Source organism: Affinundibacterium flavidum, assembly GCF_014284175.1.
GTDB lineage: Bacteria > Pseudomonadota > Gammaproteobacteria > Burkholderiales > Burkholderiaceae_D > Undibacterium > Undibacterium flavidum.
On sequence record NZ_JACOGA010000004.1, the window covers coordinates 124,683 to 148,796 of the forward strand.

General features: G+C 47.1%; 26 protein-coding genes. 11 read left to right on the forward strand and 15 right to left on the reverse strand.

The window, feature by feature from the left end; translation table 11 throughout:
* The first annotated feature begins 443 nt into the window (after positions 1-443).
* The 3 genes from ettA (at position 444) to H8K55_RS05435 (ending at position 3,316) form a co-directional block, all read left to right on the forward strand.
* The gene (gene ettA, locus H8K55_RS05425) at positions 444-2,111 is read left to right on the forward strand and encodes an energy-dependent translational throttle protein EttA (RefSeq protein ID WP_186941062.1); all 1,668 of its coding nucleotides are present in this window, start codon (positions 444-446) and stop codon (positions 2,109-2,111) included.
* A gap of 178 nt (positions 2,112-2,289) precedes the next feature.
* A complete protein-coding gene (locus H8K55_RS05430; RefSeq protein ID WP_222612375.1) occupies positions 2,290-2,703 on the forward strand; it encodes a flagellar basal body-associated FliL family protein in 414 nt (137 codons plus the stop codon).
* Positions 2,704-2,728: 25 nt separating this feature from the next.
* On the forward strand, positions 2,729-3,316 hold the full coding sequence (locus tag H8K55_RS05435) for an IMPACT family protein (RefSeq protein WP_186941064.1): 588 nt from the start codon (positions 2,729-2,731) through the stop codon (positions 3,314-3,316).
* A 6-nt stretch (positions 3,317-3,322) separates the two neighbouring features.
* Here the strand turns inward: H8K55_RS05435 and slmA are convergent, their stop codons facing one another.
* The 4 genes from slmA to argB all read right to left on the reverse strand — a co-directional run bounded on the left by slmA (position 3,323) and on the right by argB (position 6,285).
* Positions 3,323-3,895 (reverse strand): nucleoid occlusion factor SlmA, encoded by a 573-nt coding sequence (gene slmA, locus H8K55_RS05440; protein ID WP_186941065.1) that lies wholly within the window; start codon positions 3,893-3,895, stop codon positions 3,323-3,325.
* Between the two features lie 55 nt (positions 3,896-3,950).
* A complete protein-coding gene (locus tag H8K55_RS05445; RefSeq protein WP_186941066.1) occupies positions 3,951-4,649 on the reverse strand; it encodes a pyrimidine 5'-nucleotidase in 699 nt (232 codons plus the stop codon).
* Positions 4,650-4,948: 299 nt separating this feature from the next.
* The gene (locus tag H8K55_RS05450) at positions 4,949-5,341 is read right to left on the reverse strand and encodes a hypothetical protein (RefSeq protein ID WP_186941067.1); all 393 of its coding nucleotides are present in this window, start codon (positions 5,339-5,341) and stop codon (positions 4,949-4,951) included.
* Between the two features lie 20 nt (positions 5,342-5,361).
* Positions 5,362-6,285: an acetylglutamate kinase gene (gene argB / locus H8K55_RS05455; RefSeq protein WP_186941068.1), complete on the reverse strand. Its 924-nt coding sequence runs from the start codon at positions 6,283-6,285 to the stop codon at positions 5,362-5,364.
* Between the two features lie 91 nt (positions 6,286-6,376).
* On the opposite strand from argB, the gene H8K55_RS05460 reads away from it, so the two are divergent.
* The 4 genes from H8K55_RS05460 to H8K55_RS05475 all read left to right on the forward strand — a co-directional run bounded on the left by H8K55_RS05460 (position 6,377) and on the right by H8K55_RS05475 (position 8,687).
* Positions 6,377-6,961 carry a sigma-70 family RNA polymerase sigma factor gene (locus H8K55_RS05460; protein ID WP_186941069.1) on the forward strand — a complete coding sequence of 195 codons (585 nt, stop codon included), beginning with the start codon at positions 6,377-6,379 and terminating at the stop codon, positions 6,959-6,961.
* Positions 6,962-6,982: 21 nt separating this feature from the next.
* Positions 6,983-7,189: a zf-HC2 domain-containing protein gene (locus H8K55_RS05465; RefSeq protein WP_186941070.1), complete on the forward strand. Its 207-nt coding sequence runs from the start codon at positions 6,983-6,985 to the stop codon at positions 7,187-7,189.
* Positions 7,190-7,354: 165 nt separating this feature from the next.
* Positions 7,355-8,059, forward strand: coding sequence for a GTP cyclohydrolase I (gene folE / locus H8K55_RS05470; RefSeq protein ID WP_186941071.1), 705 nt, complete (start codon positions 7,355-7,357; stop codon positions 8,057-8,059).
* 202 nt (positions 8,060-8,261) lie between these two features.
* On the forward strand, positions 8,262-8,687 hold the full coding sequence (locus tag H8K55_RS05475; RefSeq protein ID WP_186941072.1) for a BLUF domain-containing protein: 426 nt from the start codon (positions 8,262-8,264) through the stop codon (positions 8,685-8,687).
* Positions 8,688-8,714: 27 nt separating this feature from the next.
* Here the strand turns inward: H8K55_RS05475 and H8K55_RS05480 are convergent, their stop codons facing one another.
* The 4 genes from H8K55_RS05480 to H8K55_RS05495 are packed head-to-tail and all read right to left on the reverse strand — an operon-like array spanning position 8,715 to position 12,704.
* The gene (locus H8K55_RS05480) at positions 8,715-10,724 is read right to left on the reverse strand and encodes a M48 family metallopeptidase (RefSeq protein WP_186941073.1); all 2,010 of its coding nucleotides are present in this window, start codon (positions 10,722-10,724) and stop codon (positions 8,715-8,717) included.
* Between the two features lie 60 nt (positions 10,725-10,784).
* Positions 10,785-11,372 carry a LemA family protein gene (locus tag H8K55_RS05485; RefSeq protein WP_186941074.1) on the reverse strand — a complete coding sequence of 196 codons (588 nt, stop codon included), beginning with the start codon at positions 11,370-11,372 and terminating at the stop codon, positions 10,785-10,787.
* Positions 11,373-11,431: 59 nt separating this feature from the next.
* Complete coding sequence (locus H8K55_RS05490; RefSeq protein WP_186941075.1) at positions 11,432-12,103, reverse strand: BON domain-containing protein; 672 nt, start codon at positions 12,101-12,103, stop codon at positions 11,432-11,434.
* Entirely contained in the window at positions 12,096-12,704 is a 609-nt protein-coding gene (locus H8K55_RS05495; protein WP_186941076.1) for a phosphoheptose isomerase, read from the reverse strand. Before H8K55_RS05495 ends, H8K55_RS05490 begins: the two co-directional genes overlap by 8 nt.
* A gap of 122 nt (positions 12,705-12,826) precedes the next feature.
* Between H8K55_RS05495 and H8K55_RS22010 the strand changes: the two genes are divergently transcribed.
* Complete coding sequence (locus H8K55_RS22010) at positions 12,827-12,952, forward strand: hypothetical protein (protein ID WP_268977987.1); 126 nt, start codon at positions 12,827-12,829, stop codon at positions 12,950-12,952.
* 75 nt (positions 12,953-13,027) lie between these two features.
* Here the strand turns inward: H8K55_RS22010 and H8K55_RS05500 are convergent, their stop codons facing one another.
* Positions 13,028-13,414: a YraN family protein gene (locus H8K55_RS05500; protein WP_186941077.1), complete on the reverse strand. Its 387-nt coding sequence runs from the start codon at positions 13,412-13,414 to the stop codon at positions 13,028-13,030.
* Between the two features lie 40 nt (positions 13,415-13,454).
* On the opposite strand from H8K55_RS05500, the gene rsmI reads away from it, so the two are divergent.
* On the forward strand, positions 13,455-14,363 hold the full coding sequence (rsmI, locus tag H8K55_RS05505) for a 16S rRNA (cytidine(1402)-2'-O)-methyltransferase (protein WP_186941078.1): 909 nt from the start codon (positions 13,455-13,457) through the stop codon (positions 14,361-14,363).
* Positions 14,364-14,397: 34 nt separating this feature from the next.
* Here rsmI and H8K55_RS05510 read toward each other — a convergent pair whose 3' ends face one another.
* From H8K55_RS05510 to H8K55_RS05535, 6 genes are all read right to left on the reverse strand, one after another.
* Complete coding sequence (locus H8K55_RS05510) at positions 14,398-15,585, reverse strand: septal ring lytic transglycosylase RlpA family protein (protein WP_186941079.1); 1,188 nt, start codon at positions 15,583-15,585, stop codon at positions 14,398-14,400.
* Positions 15,586-15,594: 9 nt separating this feature from the next.
* Entirely contained in the window at positions 15,595-16,704 is a 1,110-nt protein-coding gene (gene rodA, locus H8K55_RS05515; protein WP_186941080.1) for a rod shape-determining protein RodA, read from the reverse strand.
* Between the two features lies 1 nt (position 16,705).
* Positions 16,706-18,850, reverse strand: a complete 2,145-nt coding sequence (gene mrdA / locus H8K55_RS05520) for a penicillin-binding protein 2 (protein WP_186941081.1) — start codon at positions 18,848-18,850, stop codon at positions 16,706-16,708.
* A gap of 18 nt (positions 18,851-18,868) precedes the next feature.
* Positions 18,869-19,384: a rod shape-determining protein MreD gene (gene mreD, locus H8K55_RS05525; RefSeq protein WP_186941082.1), complete on the reverse strand. Its 516-nt coding sequence runs from the start codon at positions 19,382-19,384 to the stop codon at positions 18,869-18,871.
* A complete protein-coding gene (gene mreC, locus H8K55_RS05530; protein WP_186941083.1) occupies positions 19,381-20,481 on the reverse strand; it encodes a rod shape-determining protein MreC in 1,101 nt (366 codons plus the stop codon). Before mreC ends, mreD begins: the two co-directional genes overlap by 4 nt.
* A gap of 124 nt (positions 20,482-20,605) precedes the next feature.
* Entirely contained in the window at positions 20,606-21,640 is a 1,035-nt protein-coding gene (locus H8K55_RS05535; RefSeq protein WP_186941084.1) for a rod shape-determining protein, read from the reverse strand.
* A 521-nt stretch (positions 21,641-22,161) separates the two neighbouring features.
* Between H8K55_RS05535 and gatC the strand changes: the two genes are divergently transcribed.
* Positions 22,162-22,464, forward strand: coding sequence for an Asp-tRNA(Asn)/Glu-tRNA(Gln) amidotransferase subunit GatC (gene gatC, locus H8K55_RS05540; protein ID WP_186941085.1), 303 nt, complete (start codon positions 22,162-22,164; stop codon positions 22,462-22,464).
* Positions 22,465-22,573: 109 nt separating this feature from the next.
* On the forward strand, positions 22,574-24,028 hold the full coding sequence (gene gatA / locus H8K55_RS05545) for an Asp-tRNA(Asn)/Glu-tRNA(Gln) amidotransferase subunit GatA (protein ID WP_186941086.1): 1,455 nt from the start codon (positions 22,574-22,576) through the stop codon (positions 24,026-24,028).
* The last annotated feature ends 86 nt before the right edge of the window (positions 24,029-24,114 follow it).

The following is a 24,114-nucleotide window of genomic DNA, read 5'->3' on the forward strand; positions in this document are numbered from 1 at the left end:
GAGACTAATGCTGGCACCCACCATGCAAATGAGGCGAAATGTCGACTATACCAGTATTTTGTTTATTTTCTAACCATTTTAACGCCAGTCGCATTCATCTTAACTTTATATGACAATCGATAGCAACACTTTCAAAGTGTCTTTAAAGAATATCAAATTATTGTTGTCTGATTGCCTTATTTTTGTGCAGCTGCTTCGGCGCACACGACGCACCTAGCTTGCCACATTGACTATCAATGCCAATACGATTTCCATCTTTATCGCGAATGACAAGAGAACACAACAACGCCCGTATCTGTTTTACGTAAATCCTATGAACCTCTTGCCATTTAAGTATGCATAGCAATTCTCTCAACAACTATTTTTCTTCGCCATGGCACGATTCAGTCTGCTCTTGAGGTATCCTAGCGGCTTCCAATTTTCACTCTGAAAACTCCCCAAAAATGGCAAATTACGTCTATACCATGAACCGGGTCGGCAAAATCGTGCCGCCTAAGCGTCAAATTCTGAAAGATATTTCTCTGTCCTTTTTCCCAGGTGCCAAAATCGGCGTGTTGGGTTTAAATGGCTCCGGGAAGTCTTCTCTCTTAAAAATCATGGCGGGTATCGATAAAGATATTCAAGGTGAAGCCGTACCTATGCCGAATCTGAACATCGGCTATTTACCGCAAGAACCACAACTCGACCCAGAACAAACCGTACGCGAAGCCGTTGAAGGCGCGCTCGGTGAAGTGTTTGAGGCCAAAGCAAAACTAGAATTGGTATATGCCGCTTATGCTGAAGAAGATGCTGATTTTGATGCGCTGGCAAATGAACAGGCGCGCTTAGAGGCGATCATTTCCACATCAGCGGGTGACAACGTCGAATTGCAGTTAGAAATGGCAGCTGATGCTTTGCGTCTGCCACCGTGGGACGCCAAAATTGGCGTCTTATCTGGCGGTGAAAAACGTCGCGTCGCCTTATGCCGCTTGCTATTATCGAAACCAGACATGCTCTTGCTCGACGAACCGACCAACCATTTGGATGCGGAATCAGTCGATTGGCTGGAACAATTTTTATTGCGCTTCCCGGGCACTGTAGTGGCGATTACGCATGATCGCTATTTCCTGGATAACGCAGCGGAATGGATTTTGGAGCTCGATCGCGGCGCAGGTATTCCTTGGAAAGGTAATTACTCTTCCTGGTTGGATCAAAAACAAGCGCGCTTGAAGCAAGAAGAAGCCACAGAATCAGCCCGTCAACGCGCCTTGCAAAAAGAATTGGAATGGTCACGCCAAAATCCAAAAGCACGTCAGGCTAAGAGTAAAGCCCGTTTGGCACGTTTCAATGAAATGAGCGAGCACGAATACCAGAAGCGCAATGAAACGCAAGAGATTTTCATCCCAGTCGCAGAGCGTTTAGGTAATGAAGTCATCGAATTCAAAAACGTCAGCAAATCCTTCGGTGATCGCCTGTTGATTGACAATTTGAGCTTCAAGATTCCACCTGGTGCTATCGTCGGTATCATCGGCCCGAATGGTGCGGGTAAATCCACCTTGTTCAAAATGATCAAAGGAATTGAACAACCCGATAGCGGTGAGGTCGCGCTCGGTCAGACTGCCAAAATCTCACTGGTTGATCAATCCCGTGAGGACCTCGGCAATACCAAAACCGTGTTTGAAGATGTCGCGAACGGCGCAGATGTTTTGACAGTCGGTCGTTTCGAAATGCCATCGCGCGCCTACCTTGGTCGTTTCAATTTCAAAGGTGGCGATCAACAAAAAATCGTCGGCAATTTATCTGGCGGTGAGCGCGGTCGTTTGCATCTGGCAAAAACTTTACTGCAAGGCGGCAACGTCTTATTACTCGATGAACCATCGAATGATCTGGACGTAGAAACTTTGCGTGCCTTGGAAGACGCCTTATTGGAATTCGCTGGTAGTGTGATGGTCATCTCGCATGATCGCTGGTTCTTAGATCGTATCGCGACGCACATCTTGGCGTTCGAAGGCGATTCACAAGTGAGTTTCTTCGACGGTAACTACCAAGAATATGAAGCGGATAAGAAAAAACGTCTGGGTGAAGAAGGTGCGAAACCCAAGCGTATTCGTTACAAACCTTTGACGGTGTAAGGCGAAAACGAGTAACAGAAAAAGTAACTAAGCAAGTAACTAAGTACGTAACTAAGCAAGTAACAAACGTCATAATTAAGAATATAAATAAACGGTTGATGCAATGCTGTCGGTACAGCAGCATCAACTGTATATTTATCGCAGTAAGGAAATGAGATTGATCAGTAAAAAATTAGTAATGCGCATCGGAATACGCGAATTTATTTTTCTCAGCAGCCTGTTTTTCGGCACTGTATTTATCACAAATGATGCGCGAGCAAATAGCGACAAAGCGCCTGCCAGTGAAAGCGCACCAGTTGCGCGTTTAGAACCTTTCGTCGTCAACTTGAGCCGCTTTGATCAGTATCTGCAAACAACCATGACCTTGCAGTTAATGAATGCGAATGCGGCAGAAAAAATCAAACAACTGATGCCCGTGATACGGCATGTGATTATTTTGACGCTGAGCGGAAAAGAATCGGCGGATATCCTCACGACTGCGGGAAAAAAATACTTAATCGATGAATTACGTGACAAACTCAATAAAGCTTTGACGCAATGGGATAAAGAAATAGTTGCTGAAATTTTTCTTGAAAATTTCGTAGTCCAATAATTTTTTCAGCTGACAAAAATCTGATATGTATCAACTTAAATCGGCAGTCGCTGCTGAAATCGAGATTAAGAAAAGTCGTTTTCTTGGTCAGCTTTATCCGATTTATAGCCGTGGCGAAGCACAAACATTACTCAGCCAAATTCGTGCGCAACATCCAAATGCCGTGCACGTTTGCTGGGTTTTGTTATGTGATGGAGATTCAGGTTTAGACGATGATGGCGAACCTTCAGGGACTGCCGCAAAACCTATGTACAACGTCTTGGTACATAAGGAATTATTCAACGTGTTAGCGGTCGTAGTGCGTTATTGGGGCGGTACCAAGCTAGGTGCAGGCGGATTAACCCGCGCTTACGGCCAGGCGATTTCAGATGCGTTTAAAAATGCAGAATTGATCGCGATTGAAGTCTTGAGTGAAATTCAATTAGCGGTTAACTTCGCCGATGAATCGCAATTACGGCGTGTATGCGATCACTATCAGGCGAGTATTTTGCAAGCAGACTATGCTGAGCGCGCAGTATTGACCATCAAACTTAAAGCCAATCAAGTCGATGCCCTATATCAAGAAGCTTTCAATCTCTTGCGTGGCAATTTGGAACGGCTGTCGGAAAAGTAAATCCCATCAGAGCAGTACGGCAATTTGCAAGGTCGCCAGTTCAGTCGGGCTAGCTTTAAAACCTGTCTTAGCATACCGCTGCCAACGTCCAAGTACAAAAGTCGTCAACAAATTCGCCCGCATCGCCACTTCCGATTCGGGCACTTGTCCCTGTGCACCAGCTTGTCTGAGTGCCTGCTTGTACGCTAACTCAATTCTATCCATCAATTGATTGATACGCAGTTGTAAGCGATCATCTTCATGTACCAAAGCATCCCCAATTAACACCCGCGTCATACCCGGATTGCGCTCAGCAAAACTCAGTAACATCAAAGTGATTCCATGCGCTTGTTGCAGACCGTCTTTATGTTGTTGACTGATTTGATTGATCAATCCAAACACCGTGGTTTCAATAAACTCAATCAAGCCTTCAAACATCTGTGCCTTACTGGCAAAGTGACGATACAAAGTCGCTTCCGACACATCAATCTTGGCGGCCAATGCGGCCGTGGTGATTTTTTCGCCCTTAGGATTTTCCAACATACCTGCTAAGGCTTGCAAGATCTGGAGCTTACGCTCGCCGGGTTTTGTGATAGACATAGCTTGAGAATATTTGGCAGTAACAATGAAGAAGACTAAGAGTAACTAAGTACAACTAAGCGAGGCGCAACTGACGCAAACGTCGTGGCAATTCGAATACTGATTTTACTGTGATATCGGCGCTGGCAGAAATACTTTTCTGTTGCACGTGTTGTCCATGCCCCGTCACCATCACAGTGCGTATGCCAATTTGTTTAGCGGCTACGATATTCGCGACACTATCTTCTACCAAAATGCATTGACTAGCTTGCCAGCCGTGTTGCGCTAAGAGCTTGCGCAAATAAGGCTTACTGGGCTTGGGATGAGATTTGCCGTGCACGCGCATGTTCTCTATAGCGATATGTGCAGCAAAATGCCGGTGTAGGTTGAAGTGCCTGATCGCTTGTTGTGAATAGTCTTGCGGGGCATTCGTGAACAGGATTTTTTTGCCCGGTAGACGCGCAAGTATTTTCGACAGGCCACGTTCTTTTTTCAGCAGATCAGGTAGGTGATCGAATTGGTGCGCTTCACGCAGGAAGTCTTTTTCATTGACACCGTGGTGGATGATCATGCCTTTTAGCGTGGCACCATAACGTTTTAAATAGCCGACACGTAATTCTTCTACGGTGGTGGGGTCGGATGGGTGATTCGCATCTGCCAACACCTGCGTAATGTAGCGCGTCATGTTGGTGGCGATGCTGGGGAAGACTGCTGCGCTGGCGTTGTGTAGGGTGTTGTCTAGATCGAATAGCCAGATGGTTTGTTTTGACTTCATACTTTTTAATCTTCTGGGCTAAATTTGTTGACCTCTGGTCGGGGGTGGCCCGACAGCCACATCCTTTCTTTGCTTCGCCAAAGAAAGGATGCAAAGAAAGGCGACCGCGCTGTCGCTGCCCTTCGGGTTCCCAATTATGCAATACAAAAAATGGGAAAACTTCGAAACTCGCTTCGCTCAAACAACGAAGCTTTCTTTTTCCATTTTCTGTATCGCACAATTGGCATCGCCAGAAGCGGAAGAACTATCCTCCAGCGTCTATAGACAAACTATTTACATCAAATTTCAAACGTAGTTGTTTAACTTTCGAGCTCATATTTTTCACGCAATTCAAAATATGCTCGCTTGCAGTGCTCAAAATAAGTTTGCTCGTTATAAGCTCTCTCTTTTGCTTCCTCACCACTGATAATGGAGTCAGCAATGTCAACATCTACAATTTCAATGATGACTTTGTCACCTAATTTTAAGTCATGATTTTCTACCCAAACCAAGTGTTCATCCGTAGCACCATCGATCCTCGATGTCAATCCTCCAAGTCGAAACATAAATTCCTGAGTGTCGTCACCACTTGGTGGGTTCGTAGCATCGCCCAATTTTCCTGAACAAGTCAGTATCGCAGACAACACAGAAAGGTCGTCTGCACCACCGACTATGCAAGGGTTATCATTGATTCTAACTTTAAGTCCATACATACCAAAATCCCAAAAAGATATTAATGCGATCGAATCATCGTACCAAAAGCCTGCTCAGTCAAAATTTCCAACAGCAACGAATGCGGAATCCGACCATCAATAATATGCACCGTATTCACACCTGATTTTGCTGCATCCAAAGCTGAAGAAATCTTCGGCAACATGCCGCCGGAGATCGTGCCGTCTGCGAACATTTCGTCGATTTCTCTGGCGGATAAATCTGTGACCAAGTTGCCTTGTTTATCTAAGACGCCAGGGATATTCGTCATCATGATCAGCTTTTCGGCTTTCAGGATTTCGGCGATTTTGCCGGCGACTAAATCAGCGTTGATGTTGTAGGCTTGGCCGTCTTCGCCGAAACCGATAGGGGAGATAATCGGAATAAAGGCGTCATCTTGCAAGGCTTTGACGACCGCAGGATTGATCGCATCGATTTCGCCGACGAAACCGATGTCTAAGAATTCACCTGGGTTTTCGCGGTCTGGCATTTTCATTTTGCGGGCGCGGATGAGACCACCGTCTTTGCCGGTTAAACCGACAGCTTGACCGCCATAGTGATTAATAAGCATCACGATATCTTGTTGGACTTCACCGCCCAAGACCCATTCCACGACTTCCATAGTTTCTTCGTCAGTAATACGCATACCTTGGACGAAAGTGCCTTGTTTGCCGACTTTTTTCAGGGCGTTGTCAATTTGTGGACCACCGCCATGTACAACGACTGGGTTCATACCGACTAATTTGAGCAAAATCACGTCGCGGGCGAAGCCGTGTTTCAAACGTTCTTCTGTCATCGCATTGCCGCCGTATTTCACGACGATAGTTTTACCGTGAAATTTACGGATATACGGTAAAGCCTCAGCCAAAATCTCCGCTTTGATTTCAGGTTCTACCCCGGCTAAGCGATCTGGTGTTTCGTCGAGAGTGTTTGTCGTAATGCTCATATTAAGGTTATCCTATGAAGTATCGAGGTCTTAGCCTGAATTTTACAGGCAAAAGCGATGCCCGTTAAAACCTGATCAGGTATTTTTATTCATGTCCCACATTGCGGAACTACATCAACAACTAGAGATTATGCGCCCCGCCTTGCTGCGGTTTGCCCTGCTGCAGCTGAGAAATGCTGTGCATGCGGACGATGCGGTACAAGAAACCTTGCTGGCCGTACTAGAGAAACCCGATAGTTTTAGCGGCAAATCCAGTCTGCGCACTTATGTTATTGGTATTTTGAAATTCAAAATTATTGATTTTTTGCGTGCGGGGAATCGTGAAGCGCAATTCGCCGATTTTGCCGGAGAAGATCAATCCGATGACGATGTTGTCGATCATTTATTTAATGCAAATGGGCATACGATAGAAGTCGCTAGCGCCTGGGGTGCGCCTGAGGCGAGTTTGCAGCAACAGGATTTTTTCAAAACCTTGGAAATTTGCTTGGAAAAATTGCCGGCACAAACTGCCCGTGTTTTCATGATGCGTGAGTGGCTGGAATTATCTACTGAAGAAATTTGTAAGGAATTGGCCTTGAGCACGTCTAATCTATGGGTTCTTCTCTATCGTGCACGCTTGCGTTTGCGCGAATGCTTGGAACTCAACTGGTTTGCCCACACACCGTCTGCGAAATAGCTTCTTTACCAGAATTTTCTTATGCGCATCTTTTATACCTGCAAACAGGCTCACCAAAAACTATCCGAAAACTTAGATCGTGAACTAAGCTTGGCAGAGCGCACCCAATTAAAAATTCATTTAAGTATGTGTCGTTCTTGCACGAACTTTGGCACGCAAATGCGCACCATACGCATGGCAATGCAAGAAATGGCGAAAGGAAAATCGTCGGATCGCGATGAACCCTAAATTATTAGGTTTGCTTGAATAGTTAACTTAGATGAATCGCTAAAAGCACTACAGTGCAAAACACAAGAGCGCTGATTCAGTTACCATAACAACTTATTGCACGCTCTTTTACCTATTTCCTGCACGAATTCTTGCTTTTTGGCGCCCGCGCCGACTGGACAAACAATGCCAACTGATTCCAAGTTTCAAGCCGTACCTAGCATCCCCGTCTCTCAACGTATCCGTGAGCGCATCGTCAATGCCAAAGTACGTTATCACGCGAATGACAATATCGCCGACTTCATCGAACCCGGCGAACTCGATCAATTATTGGCAGAAGTAGAAGACAAACTACGTGGTGTATTAGAAAGCCTGGTAATCGACACGGCCAGCGATCACAATACCTTAGACACAGGACGTCGCGTCGCTAAGATGTATTTGAATGAAATTTTTAAAGGACGCTACCAGCCTATGCCGTCGGTAACGGAATTTCCCAATGCATCCCATTTAAATGAATTGATGATCATCGGTCCGATTACGGTACGTTCCGCATGCTCGCATCATCTGTGTCCTATTATCGGCAAAGTCTGGATAGGCGTGATGCCAAACGAGCATTCGAACCTGATCGGCTTATCAAAATATGCGCGCATCGCCGACTGGATTATGAGTCGTCCGCAAATTCAGGAAGAAGCGGTCGTACAACTCGCCGACACCTTACAAGAAAAAATGCAACCCGATGGCTTAGCCGTAGTGATGGAAGCCGATCACTTCTGCATGCACTGGCGTGGCGTGAAAGATATGGATTCAAAAATGATCAATAGCGTGATGCATGGTTCATTCTTAAAAGATCCGAATTTACGCCGTGAATTTTTGTCGCTGATTAAGAAGTAAATGAGAAATAAATGAGAAATAAATGAGAAGTAAACAATGACTATATGCAGTAGGGTGCGCCATGCGCACCACTCCGACGGTCAACAATAGTCATGTCGATAGTAATAAATTCGGTGCGCATAATTCCTCCAATCAACACCGTTTAAACAGATCCGATTTTCAATAACCAAGCTTCAACAACAAACGTGATAGGAAAACCAGCATGTTAGTTCGTCTTTTATACGCGAGCCGTACCGTTGATGGCAATTTGAATGACGTCATACAAAGCATCATGCAACAATCGCGTGAACACAATCCGCAGCACGGCATCACTGGCATTCTGTGTCACAGCGATCATGTCTTTATGCAAGTTTTAGAAGGTGGACGTGAAGCCATTAACACTTTGTACGGGCACATCTTGCGCGATCCTCGGCATACCGATGTGATCTTATTGGACTATGAAGAAATTACCGAGCGGCGTTACGCGTGCTGGACTATGGGACAAGCGAATCTGGGTAAAATCAATCCATCGATTCTATTAAAGTATTCAGCTTTGCCCGAGCTCAATCCACATCGTATGTCGGGCAAGATGTCGCTGGCGTTGATAGAGGAATTGATCGCAACGGCGGCGATTGTAGGACGCGCTTAAGCTATTCTTGTACTATTTTTGTTGACGTCACAGTGCTGGTACCGAGGTGTAACTGGCACTAACAACTTCTGGCACTGGCGCATCTAAGGCCGCACAAACGCTGCGCAATAAATCAGCGCCAGCGGTACTCAATTCCTTACCACTTGCCTTGAGCATCAAGCGAATCAAAAATGGCTTTGCCAATGGTGCGAGTTGCTGCAATTTATCCAAAGCTTGCTTCACTTCAAAATAATCTACCTTTGCAAGCGGCACAAATCGGGCTGCACCCAAGCTAAGTTCGGGCATACTATCCAAGGCGGTCTGAAACCTTTGTTCCGCCTGCTCTAGACCAAATTCTGTGCTCGCCATGAGTGAAACAAGCAAAGCAGTTTCTGCTGGTAATTGATGTAGCCCTGCATATTTCACTTTCACGTCACGACCCGCTTGCGAACTCAAGCGTCGCTGCAGCACTGTCTGCAAGACAAATTCTGCTTGTGTCACCACTTGATCTGCTGCGATCAGACGGGCTGCAATACCCAATAATTGTTGTGCCTGCTCAGCACTCAATAATTTCAGAGCAGGCGTCGCGAGATCCAACACGGGCAAACGCATACTGGCGGACATGGTTTCCGTCATCTCATGCAATAGACTGACTAACGCGCATTGTGCAGGGATAGCTTGACGTAAAATGTCCAGCTGAATTTGAAAGCTAGCGGCATCGCTGCGATCCAGTAATAGCGCATAAACCAAGGCGCTGGCCGCTTTCGGGTCACGTGCTGCTTGCACGATTTCCGACGGTATACTAGCCGCCACTGGGCGAGTTATAGATGCAGTTGCAGGTACAGATAACTTATTGGCGAAGGGCATATCGACCGAAGACTTGGCGGTCTGATAACCATACTCCGGATGAAAGCTGGTGGTAGAAACGGCTATAGCCGCGGGCATCTGCGCTTTTGCAGAATTAGGCGCAAAACCAGCTACTGCCGCCCCCATCGCCGCAGCTTCGTCAATTTCAGGAGGCAGCTCACCAGCATCTAACAGCTCCACATTACGCCCGTACAAACGCTGCAAGCGGGTCGCAATAGGCGGATGAGTAGCGAATAGGCCGGACAATAAATTCGGCCGCGCCGCGCCTAAAAACATGTGCGATAACTGTTCAGCATTCGGATTTTTGATCCGCGAGCCACATTTATTTTCACGCGTGAGTCCACCAATCTTGCGCAAAGCACCGCCGATCCCATCCGGATTTCGGGTAAATTGTACGGCGCTGGCATCGGCTAAAAATTCCCGTTGGCGCGATACCGCAGATTTGATCAAACGTCCAAAAAATATTCCGATGTAACCGATCACAAACAAAGCCACACCCAGCAAGATCATCATCAACTGCAGCGATGGGCCTTTTTCATCGCGGCTACGTGAGCCCCCCATGCGGGCGCCCCACTCCATCAAATGCTGACCCAAACTGGCGAGCATTTGGATTCCAAACAAGACGCCAATCAACTTCACATTCATGCGCATATCGCCGTTCAAAATGTGACTGAATTCGTGCCCAATCACACCTTGTAATTCATCGCGGCTTAAGCGCGATAAAGTACCGCGTGTGACTGCCACCACCGCTTCATTTTGATGATAACCAGCGGCAAACGCATTGATCGCATCTTCTTCATCCATCACATACACGCGCGGACAAGCGATGCCCGCAGCTAATGCCATTTCTTCGACGATATTCAAAAGCCGACGCTCCTGAATATCGCGCGAATCAGGTTGCACTAAACGACCACCAGCCATCTGCGCCACGGCATCGCCACCGTCTTTTAAACGCGCCATTTCAAACAAAGTGCCGCCGACAATAAACAATAGCGTCACTGCCGTATTGGTCAAAAAGAATCCGCGCGGATAAGTGAACGACCCCGCCGCATGCATTCCTTTCGACCACAGCCATAACAAAGCTAAGGTGCCATTGACTGCCACCACAATCGCGATCACCGCCAGCACAAATAAGAATAGTAATTTCTTACTTTCTCGATGTGCTTGCGCCTGATGCTCGAAGAAGTTCATGGATGCGTATTTAAATGGTATAAATCGAATGAAGAAAATTCACACAAATCACAAAGAAAATCAGAAAGAAACTTTGACCGCTTTGCGCTCTTCCGGTGCTTCGGTCGATTCCAATAATTCAGCGGTTTTAAAACCAAACATACCGGCAAAAATATTCCCTGGAAATTGTTCACACGCCGTGTTGTACTGCATTACGCTATCGTTATACGCTTGACGGGCGAATGAAATTTTGTTTTCGGTGCTGGTCAATTCTTCCGTCAATTGCAGCATGTTTTCGTTCGCTTTCAGATCTGGATACGATTCTGATAAAGCAAACATTTTCCCCAAAGACGATGCTAAGGCACCTTCAGCATTCGACAATTGATGCACCGCTGCAGCGTTCGCTGGATCAGCCGCCACTTGCGCATTCGCAGTGACTGCCTGATTACGCGCCGCGATCACTGCTTCTAGTGTTTCGCGCTCGTGCTTCATATAGCCTTTGGCGACTTCCACCAGATTCGGAATCAAGTCGTAGCGGCGTTTAAGCTGCACATCGATTTGTGCGAAGCCATTTTTAAAACGATTACGGAAGCTGACCAGATTATTGTAAGTACTGATAGCCCAGAAAATCAGCGCGCCTACGATAAGTAAAAAAATAATGAATCCCATATCATTCTCCTAAAAAAAAGAGCTGCGAATTGTAATATTCTGCAGCTCTATGATTTTGTTTACTTCGATTCTTCGTTCAAATCTACTTTGCTAGGCGTTGCCAGCATGCTCTTCAACTCGTCTTCGGTAATGTATTCAAATACCTTGACCACCTTACGTACACCGTTCACACCAGCTGCGACGCGCGCCGCTAAATCCCCCTCACGATGAGTGACGCGGCCCATCAAAAAGACCGTACCGCCCTCGGTGATGACCTTGAATGCGCTGCGATAGAGATCTTTGGTATCCACCAGAGACGCAATCACTTTAGTGGTAATCACCATATCCGATGAACGTGCAGAAAAATTCGATAAGCCCGACACCAAAATTTCGTTTTGCACATTCATAACGCCTTGCACTGCACGTACTTCTCGCTCGGCGGCGGCTCGCGCTTCGTTATCGGCGACTTCGCCGGTCAATAAAGCGACTCGATTAAAACTATTGACATTCACGTGCGCTGCATCGCCTAAAACACGTTTAATCGCCAGTTCACCTTTTAAGACGATAGCTTTATCTTCGGTTTGTGCACCGAATGTACGTCTGTCAGTGGCGGCTAAAGTACCCATCACCGCACCGCCGACCACGACTGCGACACAGCCTTGTAAGCTCACTAGCACCGCGCAGGATAAACTCGCCACCAACAATGGTCGTGCCAAACTTTTTACTACTGGATTCCAAAAAGACTTATTCATTCGTATCATCTCCAAAATCGCCGCCAAATAAAGCGGCATCAATGCCGTCACACATACAGTGTATGGTTAATAAATGGACTTCCTGAATCCGTGCGGTTCTGTCATGGGGAACACAAATGTGCACGTCAGCTTCAGTCAGTCTGCTGCTCATCTCGCCGCCGCCTTTGCCAGTTAAAGCAATGACGCGCATATCGCGCTCTAGTGCAGCGTCAACTGCATTCAAAACCCCTTGTGAATTGCCGGAAGTCGTAATCGCCAATAAAATATCGCCGGCCTGACCAAAGGCTTGTACCTGCTTAGAAAACACCTCTTGAAAACTATAATCGTTTGCAATCGCCGTCATAATCGAACTGTCGGTGGTCAGCGCTAATGCCGGCAAAGGCAAACGCTCACGTTCAAAGCGTCCCACCAATTCTGCGGCAAAATGTTGGCAATCAGCCGCTGATCCGCCATTACCGCAGGCCAAAATTTTGTTGCCGTTCGAGAGTGCGGTGAACATCAATTCGATCGCCTGTTCGATAGGTTCGGCGAGTAATTCAGCCGAAATCATTTTGAGTTCTGCACTTTCTTGAAAGTGCGAAAGTATGCGTGGATTTTTCATAGTGAGGCGATTATAGGGGAGTACAGATCAAGTAGGTATCTGATTTTCAGGTAAAAGAAGGGTTTTATTACCGTCAACGCTGACAATAAGGGGTTTTCAGCGCATTTTAGGGACAATTCTTCGTGGCAATCTCTATTATCTATGGGGCTTACGCAAAATTGTCCCAGCTAGGCGTGCCGACGAAGACAGTGCTTGAGCACGGCGAGGTGGCGACAACGACGCTGGGGGCTGAACTCGGACATAAATAAGCCCAATGGCTTATTTATGCCTAGTGAAGGCCAATGCCTCTGGCTTTGGCATTTTTGCGTAAGTCCCATTTTAACTCAGCCTGAAATCACATTCTTTAGCCAAATCAGTTGTTCGCCCTCAAACGCGACCAAATCAAAGCGACAAGCGGGCAAGGGCTTAATACTCTGCAAATAAACTTGTGCCGCATGAATCAGGCGTTTTTGTTTGCTGGCCGTGACGCTGGCGACCGCTCCGCCGAATTGCTGTGAGCTGCGCTTGCGCACTTCGACAAATACCAGATGCTTGCCATCACGCATGATCAAATCAATCTCTCCACCTTTACACAAGAAGCTTCTTTGCACTAATTGCAAACCCTGCCTTTGCAAATGCAATAAGGCTTGCTGCTCCGCGGCGTCGCCAGTTCTTTGCTTGCTGGTACGGATAGACGCCAGTCGGCGTGCTAACCAATTTGATTCTGTCATAGCGTACAATCTTTGTTACGAACAATATGGAAATAGTCCCATGAGCCAAGACCACGATGCTGCTTTCAATCCTACAGCCTTATTTGAAGCGGTGAAACAGCAAAGCTATCCTAACGCGACTCTGTACATAGTAGCAACACCCATTGGCAATAGCGCAGATATTTCTTTGCGTGCCCTGCATCTATTAAACATCGTTGATGCAGTCGCGTGTGAAGATACACGCAATACGGCGCAATTACTCACACGTTACGGTTTGCATAAACCTTTAATCGCTGCACATCAACACAATGAACACGAAGTTGCCGCCAAGCTTATACAGCGCTTACAAGCGGGTGAGCGCATCGCACTGGTATCGGATGCCGGTACACCAGCAGTGTCCGATCCCGGCGCGATTATTGTTGATGCGGTACGTGCCGCTGGCTTGCGTGTCTCGCCTTTACCTGGCGCATCCGCCGCGATCAGCGCCTTATCCGCCAGTGGTTTATTGAATGACCAATTCTATTTTGTCGGCTTCTTACCAGCCAAAGCCGGGCAACGCGAAAGCGTGCTACAGGGTTTGATGCAAGTACCAGCGAATCTGATTTTTTATGAGGCACCGCACCGGATTTTGGAATCTTGTCAGGCTTTATTGCAAGCCTTTGGCGCTGAACGCCGTATTGTGTTTGCGCGTGAACTAAGTAAGCTGTTTGAAGAAATTCATCGCTGTACTTTAGCCGAAGCCGCGCATTGGCTGGCGCAAGATAGTCACAGAGAAAAAGGTGAATATGTCGTGATTGTCGAAGGAGCCAATCCGGATCAGGCCGATGACGATCTGGAAGCGAAACGCATATTGACTATCTTGTTAGCAGAACTATCTGTGAAGCAAGCGGCAGCGTTGGCGGCACAGATCACTGGTCAGAAAAAAAATGCCTTGTATCAAATGGCATTAACAATGAAAGATCAAGCCTAAATCGATATTCGCCTGCAATCAACGGCGCCCCAAATTAGCGTTGAATCACAATAGGTTTGGCACTACCGACCGCAAGTTCTTGCGCTGCACGTTGTGCCGCATCACGCTGCGTGTAGGGACCGCTTTGCAGGCGGTACAAATTACCTTGCTGCACAATTTCTAAGTTAACTTCAGCGCCAACTTCACCACGGCTTTCACGGTTTTTAAGAACTTGCTTTAGCTGTGTCATGCTCGTCTCTGCATTGGCACGAATCGCAAAAGCTGCGAACTGCAGGTAGAAATTAGCTCCGCCCGATCCCACGTTGGCTTCGCTACTGTTTTGTGGTTTAGTTTCCGCTTTGACCGTTTGCTCAGACAGTGTCACTGGTCGGATTTCAGTCTGTAATTTACGTTCTTGCGCAGCGATCATGGTTTCCAGCGTCAGGCCATCTTTGTCTGCTGCTGCCGATGTTGCCACCGTTGCCACTGTTGCAGGCGGATTGCTCGCACTGATGGTACGACTTGGAGATGCGTTCTGCGCGACTTGATTTTGGCTGTTCTCCGCCATTCTGGCGATATCTTCCGGCAGTAAACGTTCAAGCTCTACTTCGCTGCTGCCCTTGCCTAAGTAGCCTAATTTCAAAGCAGCGGTGTACGACAAATCCATAATCCGGCTGGAATGAAAAGGCCCCCTATCATTGATGCGCACAATAATTTGTTTGCCGTTACTTAAATTAGTGACGCGTGCATACGATGGGATCGGCAATAGCGGATGAGCAGCCGTCATTTTATACATGTCATATGGCTCGCCTGAAGAGGTGCGTTTGCCATGAAATTTTTTGCCATACCAACTGGCGATACCGCGCTGTTTATACGGCGTGGTACTGTCGTTAATCGGTGTGTATTCCTTACCGAAAACTTTATAGGGTTTGTTGCCGGTGCGCGAGTAAGGTTCGACGACGGGAATAGGATCTACCGTCGACTCCAAACCTTCAGGAATATCATCGCCTGGGCCATCGTCTTGATAATAACCGCCACGCCCTGAATTCGCCTTTGGTAAGGCTGGCGCAGTGCTGGTAGCAATTTTGGGCGTAAGTGCGCTATTGCTTGCATTAACTGGCTTACTCACTTCTTTTGCTGCGGGCGCGACCTTGACTGGGGTAGAGCAAGCCGCCAAAAACAAGACACCAGCAATGGCTGCGCTCTGGCTGAGATAAGACAAGCTACGTTGTATCGTCATCATGTCCCAGCCCTAGGATTTCATCAATTTACGATGATATTGCACACTCATCAAAATGCCCGCGCCCATGCCCAAGGTGACCATCGCAGTCCCGCCGAAACTCATAAACGGTAAGGGCACACCAACCACCGGTAAAATTCCAATCACCATGCCCATGTTCACAAAAGCGTAGGTGAAATAAATCATGGTGACTGCACCGGCCAATAAGCGCGAAAATAAAGTCGGCGCATTCGCCGAAATCATCAAACCACGAACCACCACCAAAAAGTAAAGCACTACTAAAAACACTGCGCCGACAAAGCCAAACTCTTCCAGATACACTGCAGAAATAAAATCCGTCGTATGTTCAGGGATAAATTCCAAATGGGATTGCGTACCGTTTTGCCAGCCTTTACCTGTCAAGCCACCCGAACCTACTGCAATCATCGATTGAATAATATGAAAACCTTTGCCGAGCGCATCGACGGTAGGATCAAACATAATTTCTACCCGATGACGCTGGTAATCGTGCAATAAAAATTGCCAAACCAAGGGTAAACTGGCCAGTCCTAATATCACTAAAGCACCGAGCAAACGCCACGACAATCCAGCGAAAAAGATCACCGAAAATCCGGCCACAAAAACCAAGATCGTCGTCCCCAAATCGGGCTGTTTCGCAATCAAACCCGCGGGAATGGCTAATATCACCGTCGCAATGCCGAAATCTTTCCAGCGCAATGCACCTTCACGTTTTTGAAAATACCAAGCCAGCATCAAGGGCAAAGCGATTTTTAAAATTTCTGAAGGCTGCACCACTGTGCCCACGTTGAGCCAGCGCCGCGCACCTTTTTTGACTAATCCAAACATCGCCACTGCCACCAATAAGGCAATGCCTATCGTATACAAAGGCACGGCAAATCTCATTAAAGTTTGCGGTGGAATATTGGCGACAAACCACATCACAAAAAAGGCAATCACGATGTTACGTAGATGATGTTCAAGGCGACCAGGGAAATCCATACCCGCGGAATACATGGTGACGATACCGGTCGACATAATCAAAAACAAAAGTATCGATAAAGGGGCATCGAAGACTAAAAAGAAGGAGCGTATGCGCTGCCAGTAAACCGCTTTACTATCCATCTTATTTTTTCACCTTAGCAGCTTGAACCGGATCGGGTATTTGCTCTGAAGATTTCGCTGGGGTCTTAGATGTATCCTTAGGTTTGTCTCCCGGTCTAACCTTTGCCGAATTTGTGCCATTAGTGCCATTAGTTGCAGGACCAATAGGCAAATTCGCTGGCACATTTGCAGGAGGAGGAGTCGGCGCTTTTTGCGTAGACATTGCCTTCACTAAGTCTTCTTCGTTTTGTATCGCGGGATCAATTAATTCTGTATCGTCGATGACTTTGGCTGCTGCTGGCACGGCTTTATCAGTCGGGCGCTTACCTAACAAATAGTAATCCATTGCCTTACGCACTATTGGTGCCGCCGACTCTGCACCATAACCGCCATTTTCAACAATAATCGCAATCGCAATTTTTGGTTTATCTAGCGGTGCAAAAGCGATATACCATGAATGATCACGGAAGCGTTGATTCGCATGTTTGGTGCCGTGTTTTTCAGTTTTTTTCATCGCTACAACCTGCGCTGTACCTGTCTTACCGCCCGACTGATATTCAGCGCCAGCGAAAGCACGCGCTCCAGTTCCCTCGCGTACCACGCCGCCCATCGCATTCTTAATGAATTCCACGTTTTCAGGCTTCAAAGGAATTCGGTTGCTTTCTTTCGGAACCGTCAAAGTTCTGACTTTGGACTGCGGGTCTTCTACCATTTTCACCAAGTGTGGCTTCATGACAATACCATTATTCACCAGGGTCGCCGTTGCATGCGCCATTTGCAAAGGTGTAAAAGTATTTTGCCCTTGTCCAATGCCTAGCGAAATTGTATCGCCTGGAATCCAGCGTTGATTAATGGTTTTTTTGAATGCGGTACGCTTCCATTCGGTCGATGGCAATAGACCTTTGCGTTCGTTATCCAGATCGATACCGGTAATCTGTCCCATTCCAAATTGCGCCATGAAATCATGCATAGCATCGACGCCCAGATCATTCGCAAGTTGATAAAAATACGTATCGCAAGACAAAGCGACAGCACGATACATGTCGACCATACCATGTCCTCCAACTCTATCGTCGCGGAAAATCTTATTTCCAAATGCAAAATAACCGGGATCAGAAATTGCCTGCGTCATCGTACGTTTGCCCAATTCCAAAGCTGCTAATGCCATGAAAGGTTTAAACGTAGAACCAGGCGGATAAGCACCGGTCAGCGGACGGTTCAATAGCGGAATATCTTCGGAAGTATTCAGTTCATTCCAACTTTGCTGGTCGATACCTTCCACAAAAAGATTTGGATCAAAAGTCGGCATCGATACAAAGGACAATACGTCGCCAGTCTCTGGTTCTATCGCGACTAATGCACCGCGCCTATCGCCGAATGCTTGTTCTATGACTTTTTGTAATTCTATATCGACCGACAAGATCAGATTTTTGCCCGAGCTAGGTAAATTGTGCGACAAAGTACGAACTGGACGCCCACCCGCCGACACTTCAACTTCTTCAAAGCCGGTATTGCCGTGTAAGAGCTTTTCATAGCTCTTTTCCAGACCTTCTTTGCCTATGTAATTCGTGCCTTTGTAATTCGGCGCATCATCGCTGTCTTCGATCAATTCTGCATCATGTTTATTGATACGACCGATGTAGCCAATCACATGTGAGGCGACATCACCGAGTGGATATTGACGGAACAAACGCGCTTGCACATCGACGCCGGGAAAGCGAAAGCGCTGCGCCGTAAAACGCGCGACTTCCTCCTCCGACAAACGGGTGCGAATAGGCAAGCTGCCGAAACTTTTTGACTCTTCCATCAACTTACGCAAACGCTTACGATGTTTAGGTTGAATATCAACCAGTGTCGCTAACTCGTCGATCAAGGTATCTAGATCTTGGGTGATTTTTGAAGGAGTAATTTCTAAGGTGTAGGCAGAATAGTTACGCGCCAAAATCACGCCATTTCTATCCATAATCAAACCGCGATTCGGCACAATAGGCACGACCGAAATCCGGTTCTCGTTGGCCTTGGTCGCATACGATTCATGCTTGACGATTTGTAGCCAGACAAAACGCCCTATTAAGGCGCTAAAGCAAATCAGCGCCACAATACCGACGACTAGCAGGCGTACCCGAAATAGATACAGCTCACGCTCGGTATTTTTTAACTCCGTCATACTCGCTCCGCTCTGAGGTTAAATAGGACGCGTATTGTCTTTATCGACAGGGCGACGTTGCGGCGCTAAAAGTAACCAGGAGGCGACTGGCCAGAGTGCAGTAGTCACTGCGCATTCAAGAAAGAAAGTCCAGCCAGGAAAATGCGAATCAGAAGACAACAGACGCACAGCTAACTGAATCAATTGCACACCCAAGAATAAAGGGAAGACTTGTAAGCTCTGCACCAGCGGTGGAAACCACAAAACGCGGCGGTGAATGGAAATCGCAAAATACGATAGCAGCGTGAATGCCAAGGCGTTTTCGCCCAGAAAAACCGCATCATGCACATCCATCAATAAGCCCATGGTGAACGCCACGCCGATACCGACTTTGCGCGGTTGGTGGATACTCCAGAACACCAATACCAAGGCAACAAAATCAGGAATACCAACTCGTGCGCCCCAAGGGAACAGGTTCAACATAAATGCCACGACTAAACTCAGTGCGATAAAGAAAGAATTAGCAGGCAATAAAATATAGTGAGGACGGTTCATTTTTTATCCTCTTTCGTTGGGCTGGCAGCGGTACTCTGCACTTCGGTTTTTGGGGCTGCAATATTTGCGTTAGCGACCGGATTCGTCTGCAAACTAGTGCCTGGGTTATTGGTTGATGGCACAACAGGTGGCACCGTATCGGCAGTCGCTGGTACAGCTTCCTTGCTCAGATTTTTATCGCCGTCTTTCACTGAATCGCGCGTCATACGACGATTAATTTTTTCTTTCTTCGTGCGCTCTTCTTCTGACTCTGGCGGCGGCAATTGATTAGTTTCTACCAACAAAACCAACAATTGCTTATGTTGTTCTATGCCGGCGATGGGTGTGCACAAAACAACTTCAAAAGTAGTGGAAGCTTTGCTTTCAACCTGTGCCACTTTCGCGACCTGTAAGCCTGCTGGATAAATGCCATCCAGTCCCGATGTCACCAAAATATCACCCAATTTGATATCCGCATTGCTGGTCACCCGCATATCCAGATACGCCGAACGACCGCGACCGGTAATCACGCTGCGCATACCGCTGCGTTCAACTTGGACCGGGATCGCCTGGTTTTTATCGGTTAATAAGGTGACTTCAGACGTCAGAGGAAACACCCGCGTCACTTGACCGATCACACCACGTTCATCGATGACCGGCTGACCGAGTGCAATACCTTGTTGCATACCTTTGTTAAGGATAATTTTACGTACATATTCATCGCGCGCGTCGTACAAAATTTCGACTAGCAATGACTTTCCAGGTGTACGTTCTTTGAGCTCCATCAAACGCCGCAAGTGGGCATTTTCGGTTTCTAACAAAGTGCTTTTTTGCAGTGTCTGCGTCTGCAAGATTTGCTGCTGTTTTAGGTCGGCCAATTCTTTTTGCAAAGTCACCGTCGATGCAAAATAGCTGCCTACACTTTTTACCGCATCACGCGGCATCAACACTAACATTTGCAAGGGATAAAGTGCCGTAGCAACGACTTGACGCACTCGCACCAGAGAATTAATACGTGAATCGACGATCAAGAGGGCGAGCGCAAAAACTGCGAAGAACACCACTTTAACTCGCGCCGATGCGCCCTGTTTAAAAAGTGGAGGTGGACTATGTTGCATAGGTTGACGCCAGCGAACAAGCAATAAAACTTAAAAAAAGATCTGGCATTCTACGGCTGCCAGATCTGACTTTATACTGTGAGTGCGGCAATTTCAAACTTCGCCGCACCATATCGCTCAACAATTATTCGTAGGAAAACAAAGAACCTAATTTATCCATACGTTCAAGTGCCATGCCAGAGCCGCGCACTACGCAAGTCAAAGGCTCCTCTGCGACTAACACTGGCAAACCAGTTTCTTCCATCAGCAAACGATCCAGATCACGCAATAAAGCACCGCCGCCAGTCAACATCATGCCTTTTTCAGCGATGTCGGCACCGAGTTCTGGTGGCGTTTGTTCCAAGGCATTTTTTACGGCAGAAACGATATTATTCAAAGGATCGGTCAGCGCTTCGAGAATTTCATTGCTAGAAATCGTGAATGAGCGTGGAATACCTTCTGACAAGTTGCGACCTTTGACTTCCATTTCCTTAATCTCAGAACCTGGGAAAGCCGAACCAATAGTCTTCTTGATTGCTTCTGCCGTTTGCTCACCAATCAGCATGCCGTAGTTGCGGCGGATGTAGTTGACAATCGCTTCGTCAAATTTATCGCCACCAACGCGCACAGAACCTTTGTACACCATACCGCCGAGCGAAATCACGCCAACTTCAGTAGTACCACCACCAATATCGACGACCATAGAACCTGTCGCATCAGACACTGGCAAACCCGCACCTATCGCAGCTGCCATCGGCTCTTCAATCAGATATACCTGAGAAGCGCCTGCTCCCAATGCAGATTCACGAATCGCACGACGTTCAACCTGCGTCGAGCCGCAAGGAACGCAAATGATAATGCGCGGCGATGGTTTGAATAATTTGGTGTCATGCACCATGCGTATAAATTGCTTGAGCATTTGCTCAGTCACGGTAAAGTCAGCAATCACGCCGTCTTTCATCGGGCGAATCGCTTCGATGTTACCAGGCACTTTACCCAACATTTGCTTGGCTTCTTTACCTACGGCCTGAATCGTTTTCTTACCATTCGGGCCGCCTTCTTGACGAATCGCGACGACGGAAGGCTCATCTAAGACGATGCCCTGACCGCGAACATAAATGAGCGTATTGGCAGTACCGAGGTCAATTGCCAAATCATTACTACGAAAAAAACCAAACATGTAAATTCCTGTGTATTCTGTATTGTCGATATGGTGCCGACTGAATGTCGACATGTGCAGCAGCTTTGCTACACGAAAACTTGTTACTCTTTGACTATTCAGGCTTGGAAAAGCGTCATACTTTCATAAAAAACACGGCGAAAAACAGATTCAGCCGGAATGAAAATAAGATTTTTTAAGTGAACTTAACGACAAAAGAGCGAAAATCACAAATTCATCCACATTAAGCACTGTATTTAACACTTCCCGTTCCTCAACACCAAAATCACAAAAGCTATCAACAAACTCGACATCTTCGGCGATTTTAAGAGTATTAACCCGACATTCTACCTTATAATCCTAGAATTCATAGGTAATCCACTAAATAGAATTAGCGCTTTTCTTGGGGCTTTTTACGAGGATTTTTGTGCAGATTTAAAAGCATAAAAAAAGTATAAGTTAACGCTAAGCGGTACATTCGTTTCACGCGACAATTTCTTATCATTAACATCATTCCGGCGCGCCTAACGGCGTAGTAAACCATGTCTTTAGAACTCAACGATGTAAAACGTATCGCCAATCTGGCCCGACTAGAATTATCTGAAACCGAAGCGAATAGCACCTTAGAAAAACTCAATGGCTTCTTCTCCATTGCCGAACAACTAAAAGCTGTCGATACCACGGGTGTTGCGCCTTTAAGCCACCCAATCGCCACGGTCATGCCAGAAATTTGCTTACGTTTGCGTGAAGACAAAGTCACCGAAAGCAATCATCGCGCAGAATATCAACAAGTCGCACCCGCGACCCAAGATGGCCTCTACCTGGTACCAAAAGTCATAGAGTAGAACCGCTCTCATTCAGTCATTTTATGCATGCCCGCTTTCAACTAAGAATCCTGCTGGCATGACGCTACAAACATAAAGCTACAAAACAAAGAATACGCTGAGAAAATCCATGCATACGCACTCACTGAAACAACTCTCTGCCCTGCTGCAGAGTAAGCAAGTCTCCGCTACCGAATTAGCGACCCATTATTTAAACCGGATTGAAGCCAGTAATCTGAATGCTTTCACACATGTTGATCGCGCCTTGACATTGGCGCAGGCTACCGCTGCCGATCTGCGTTTAGCAGAAGGTAATGCGACTGCATTGACTGGCATTCCCATCGCGCACAAAGATATTTTTGTGACGCGCGACTGGCGTTCCACTGCAGGTTCACGCATGTTGGAAAACTATGTCAGTCCATTCGATGCGACTGTCGTTGAGCTCTTTAATCAGGCCGGCACGGTCACCTTGGGCAAACTCAATTGCGATGAATTCGCGATGGGCTCTGGCAATGAAAATTCTTATTTTGGTGCGGTCAAAAATCCCTGGGATATGACTGCGGTGCCGGGTGGCTCTTCAGGCGGTTCAGCCGCGGCGATTGCTGCGCGTTTGGCGCCAGCAGCGACCGGCACCGACACGGGTGGCTCGATTCGCCAACCCGCGGCATTCTGCGGCGTGACGGGCATTAAACCGACCTACGGCAGCGTCTCACGTTTCGGCATGATCGCATTTGCTTCGTCGCTCGATCAGGGCGGCCCGATTGCGCAGACCGCAGAAGATTGCAGCTGGCTGCTCAATGCGATGACGGGTTTCGACGAAAAAGATTCAACTAGCGTGCAACGCGACAAAGAAGATTTTTCACGCAATATAAATCAAGACATCAAAGGTTTACGCATTGGCGTACCGCGTGAATTTTTCGGTGAAGGTCTCGCCAAAGATGTAGAACAAGCCGTTCGCAACGCCTTAGCAGAATACGAAAAAATGGGCGCAATTTTGGTCGATATTTCTTTGCCAAAAACGGAGTTATCGATCCCCGTGTATTACATCATCGCACCAGCCGAAGCATCTTCCAATCTGAGTCGTTTTGATGGCGTGCGTTACGGTCATCGCGCAGCAGAATACAAAGACCTCAATGACATGTATCGCAAAACCCGTACTGAAGGTTTTGGCGATGAAGTCAAGCGCCGCATTTTGACGGGTGCTTATGTTTTATCGCATGGTTATTACGATGCTTACTACTTGCAAGCACAAAAAATCCGCCGCTTAATCGCGCAAGATTTCCAAGCGGCGTTTGAACAATGCGATGTAATTATGGGCCCGGTTGCGCCGACAGTTGCTTGGGATCTTGGTGATAAATCAGATGACCCGGTGGCGAATTACTTGGCCGATATTTTCACCTTATCGACCAGCTTAGCAGGCTTGCCTGGCATGTCGATTCCTTGTGGTTTTGGTCAAGGCGAAAAGAATAGTAAACGCCCGGTTGGCTTGCAGATTATTGGTAATTATTTTGCAGAAGCGAAGTTATTGAATGTCGCGCATCAGTATCAGCAAGTGACCGATTGGCATACTAAGGCACCAGAATAGAAGCAAAATCAAAGCCCTCACGGCCATTAAATTAAGGATATAAATGTAGGGCGGGTGAAACCCGCGCCGCCAGAAAGTTGGGCACC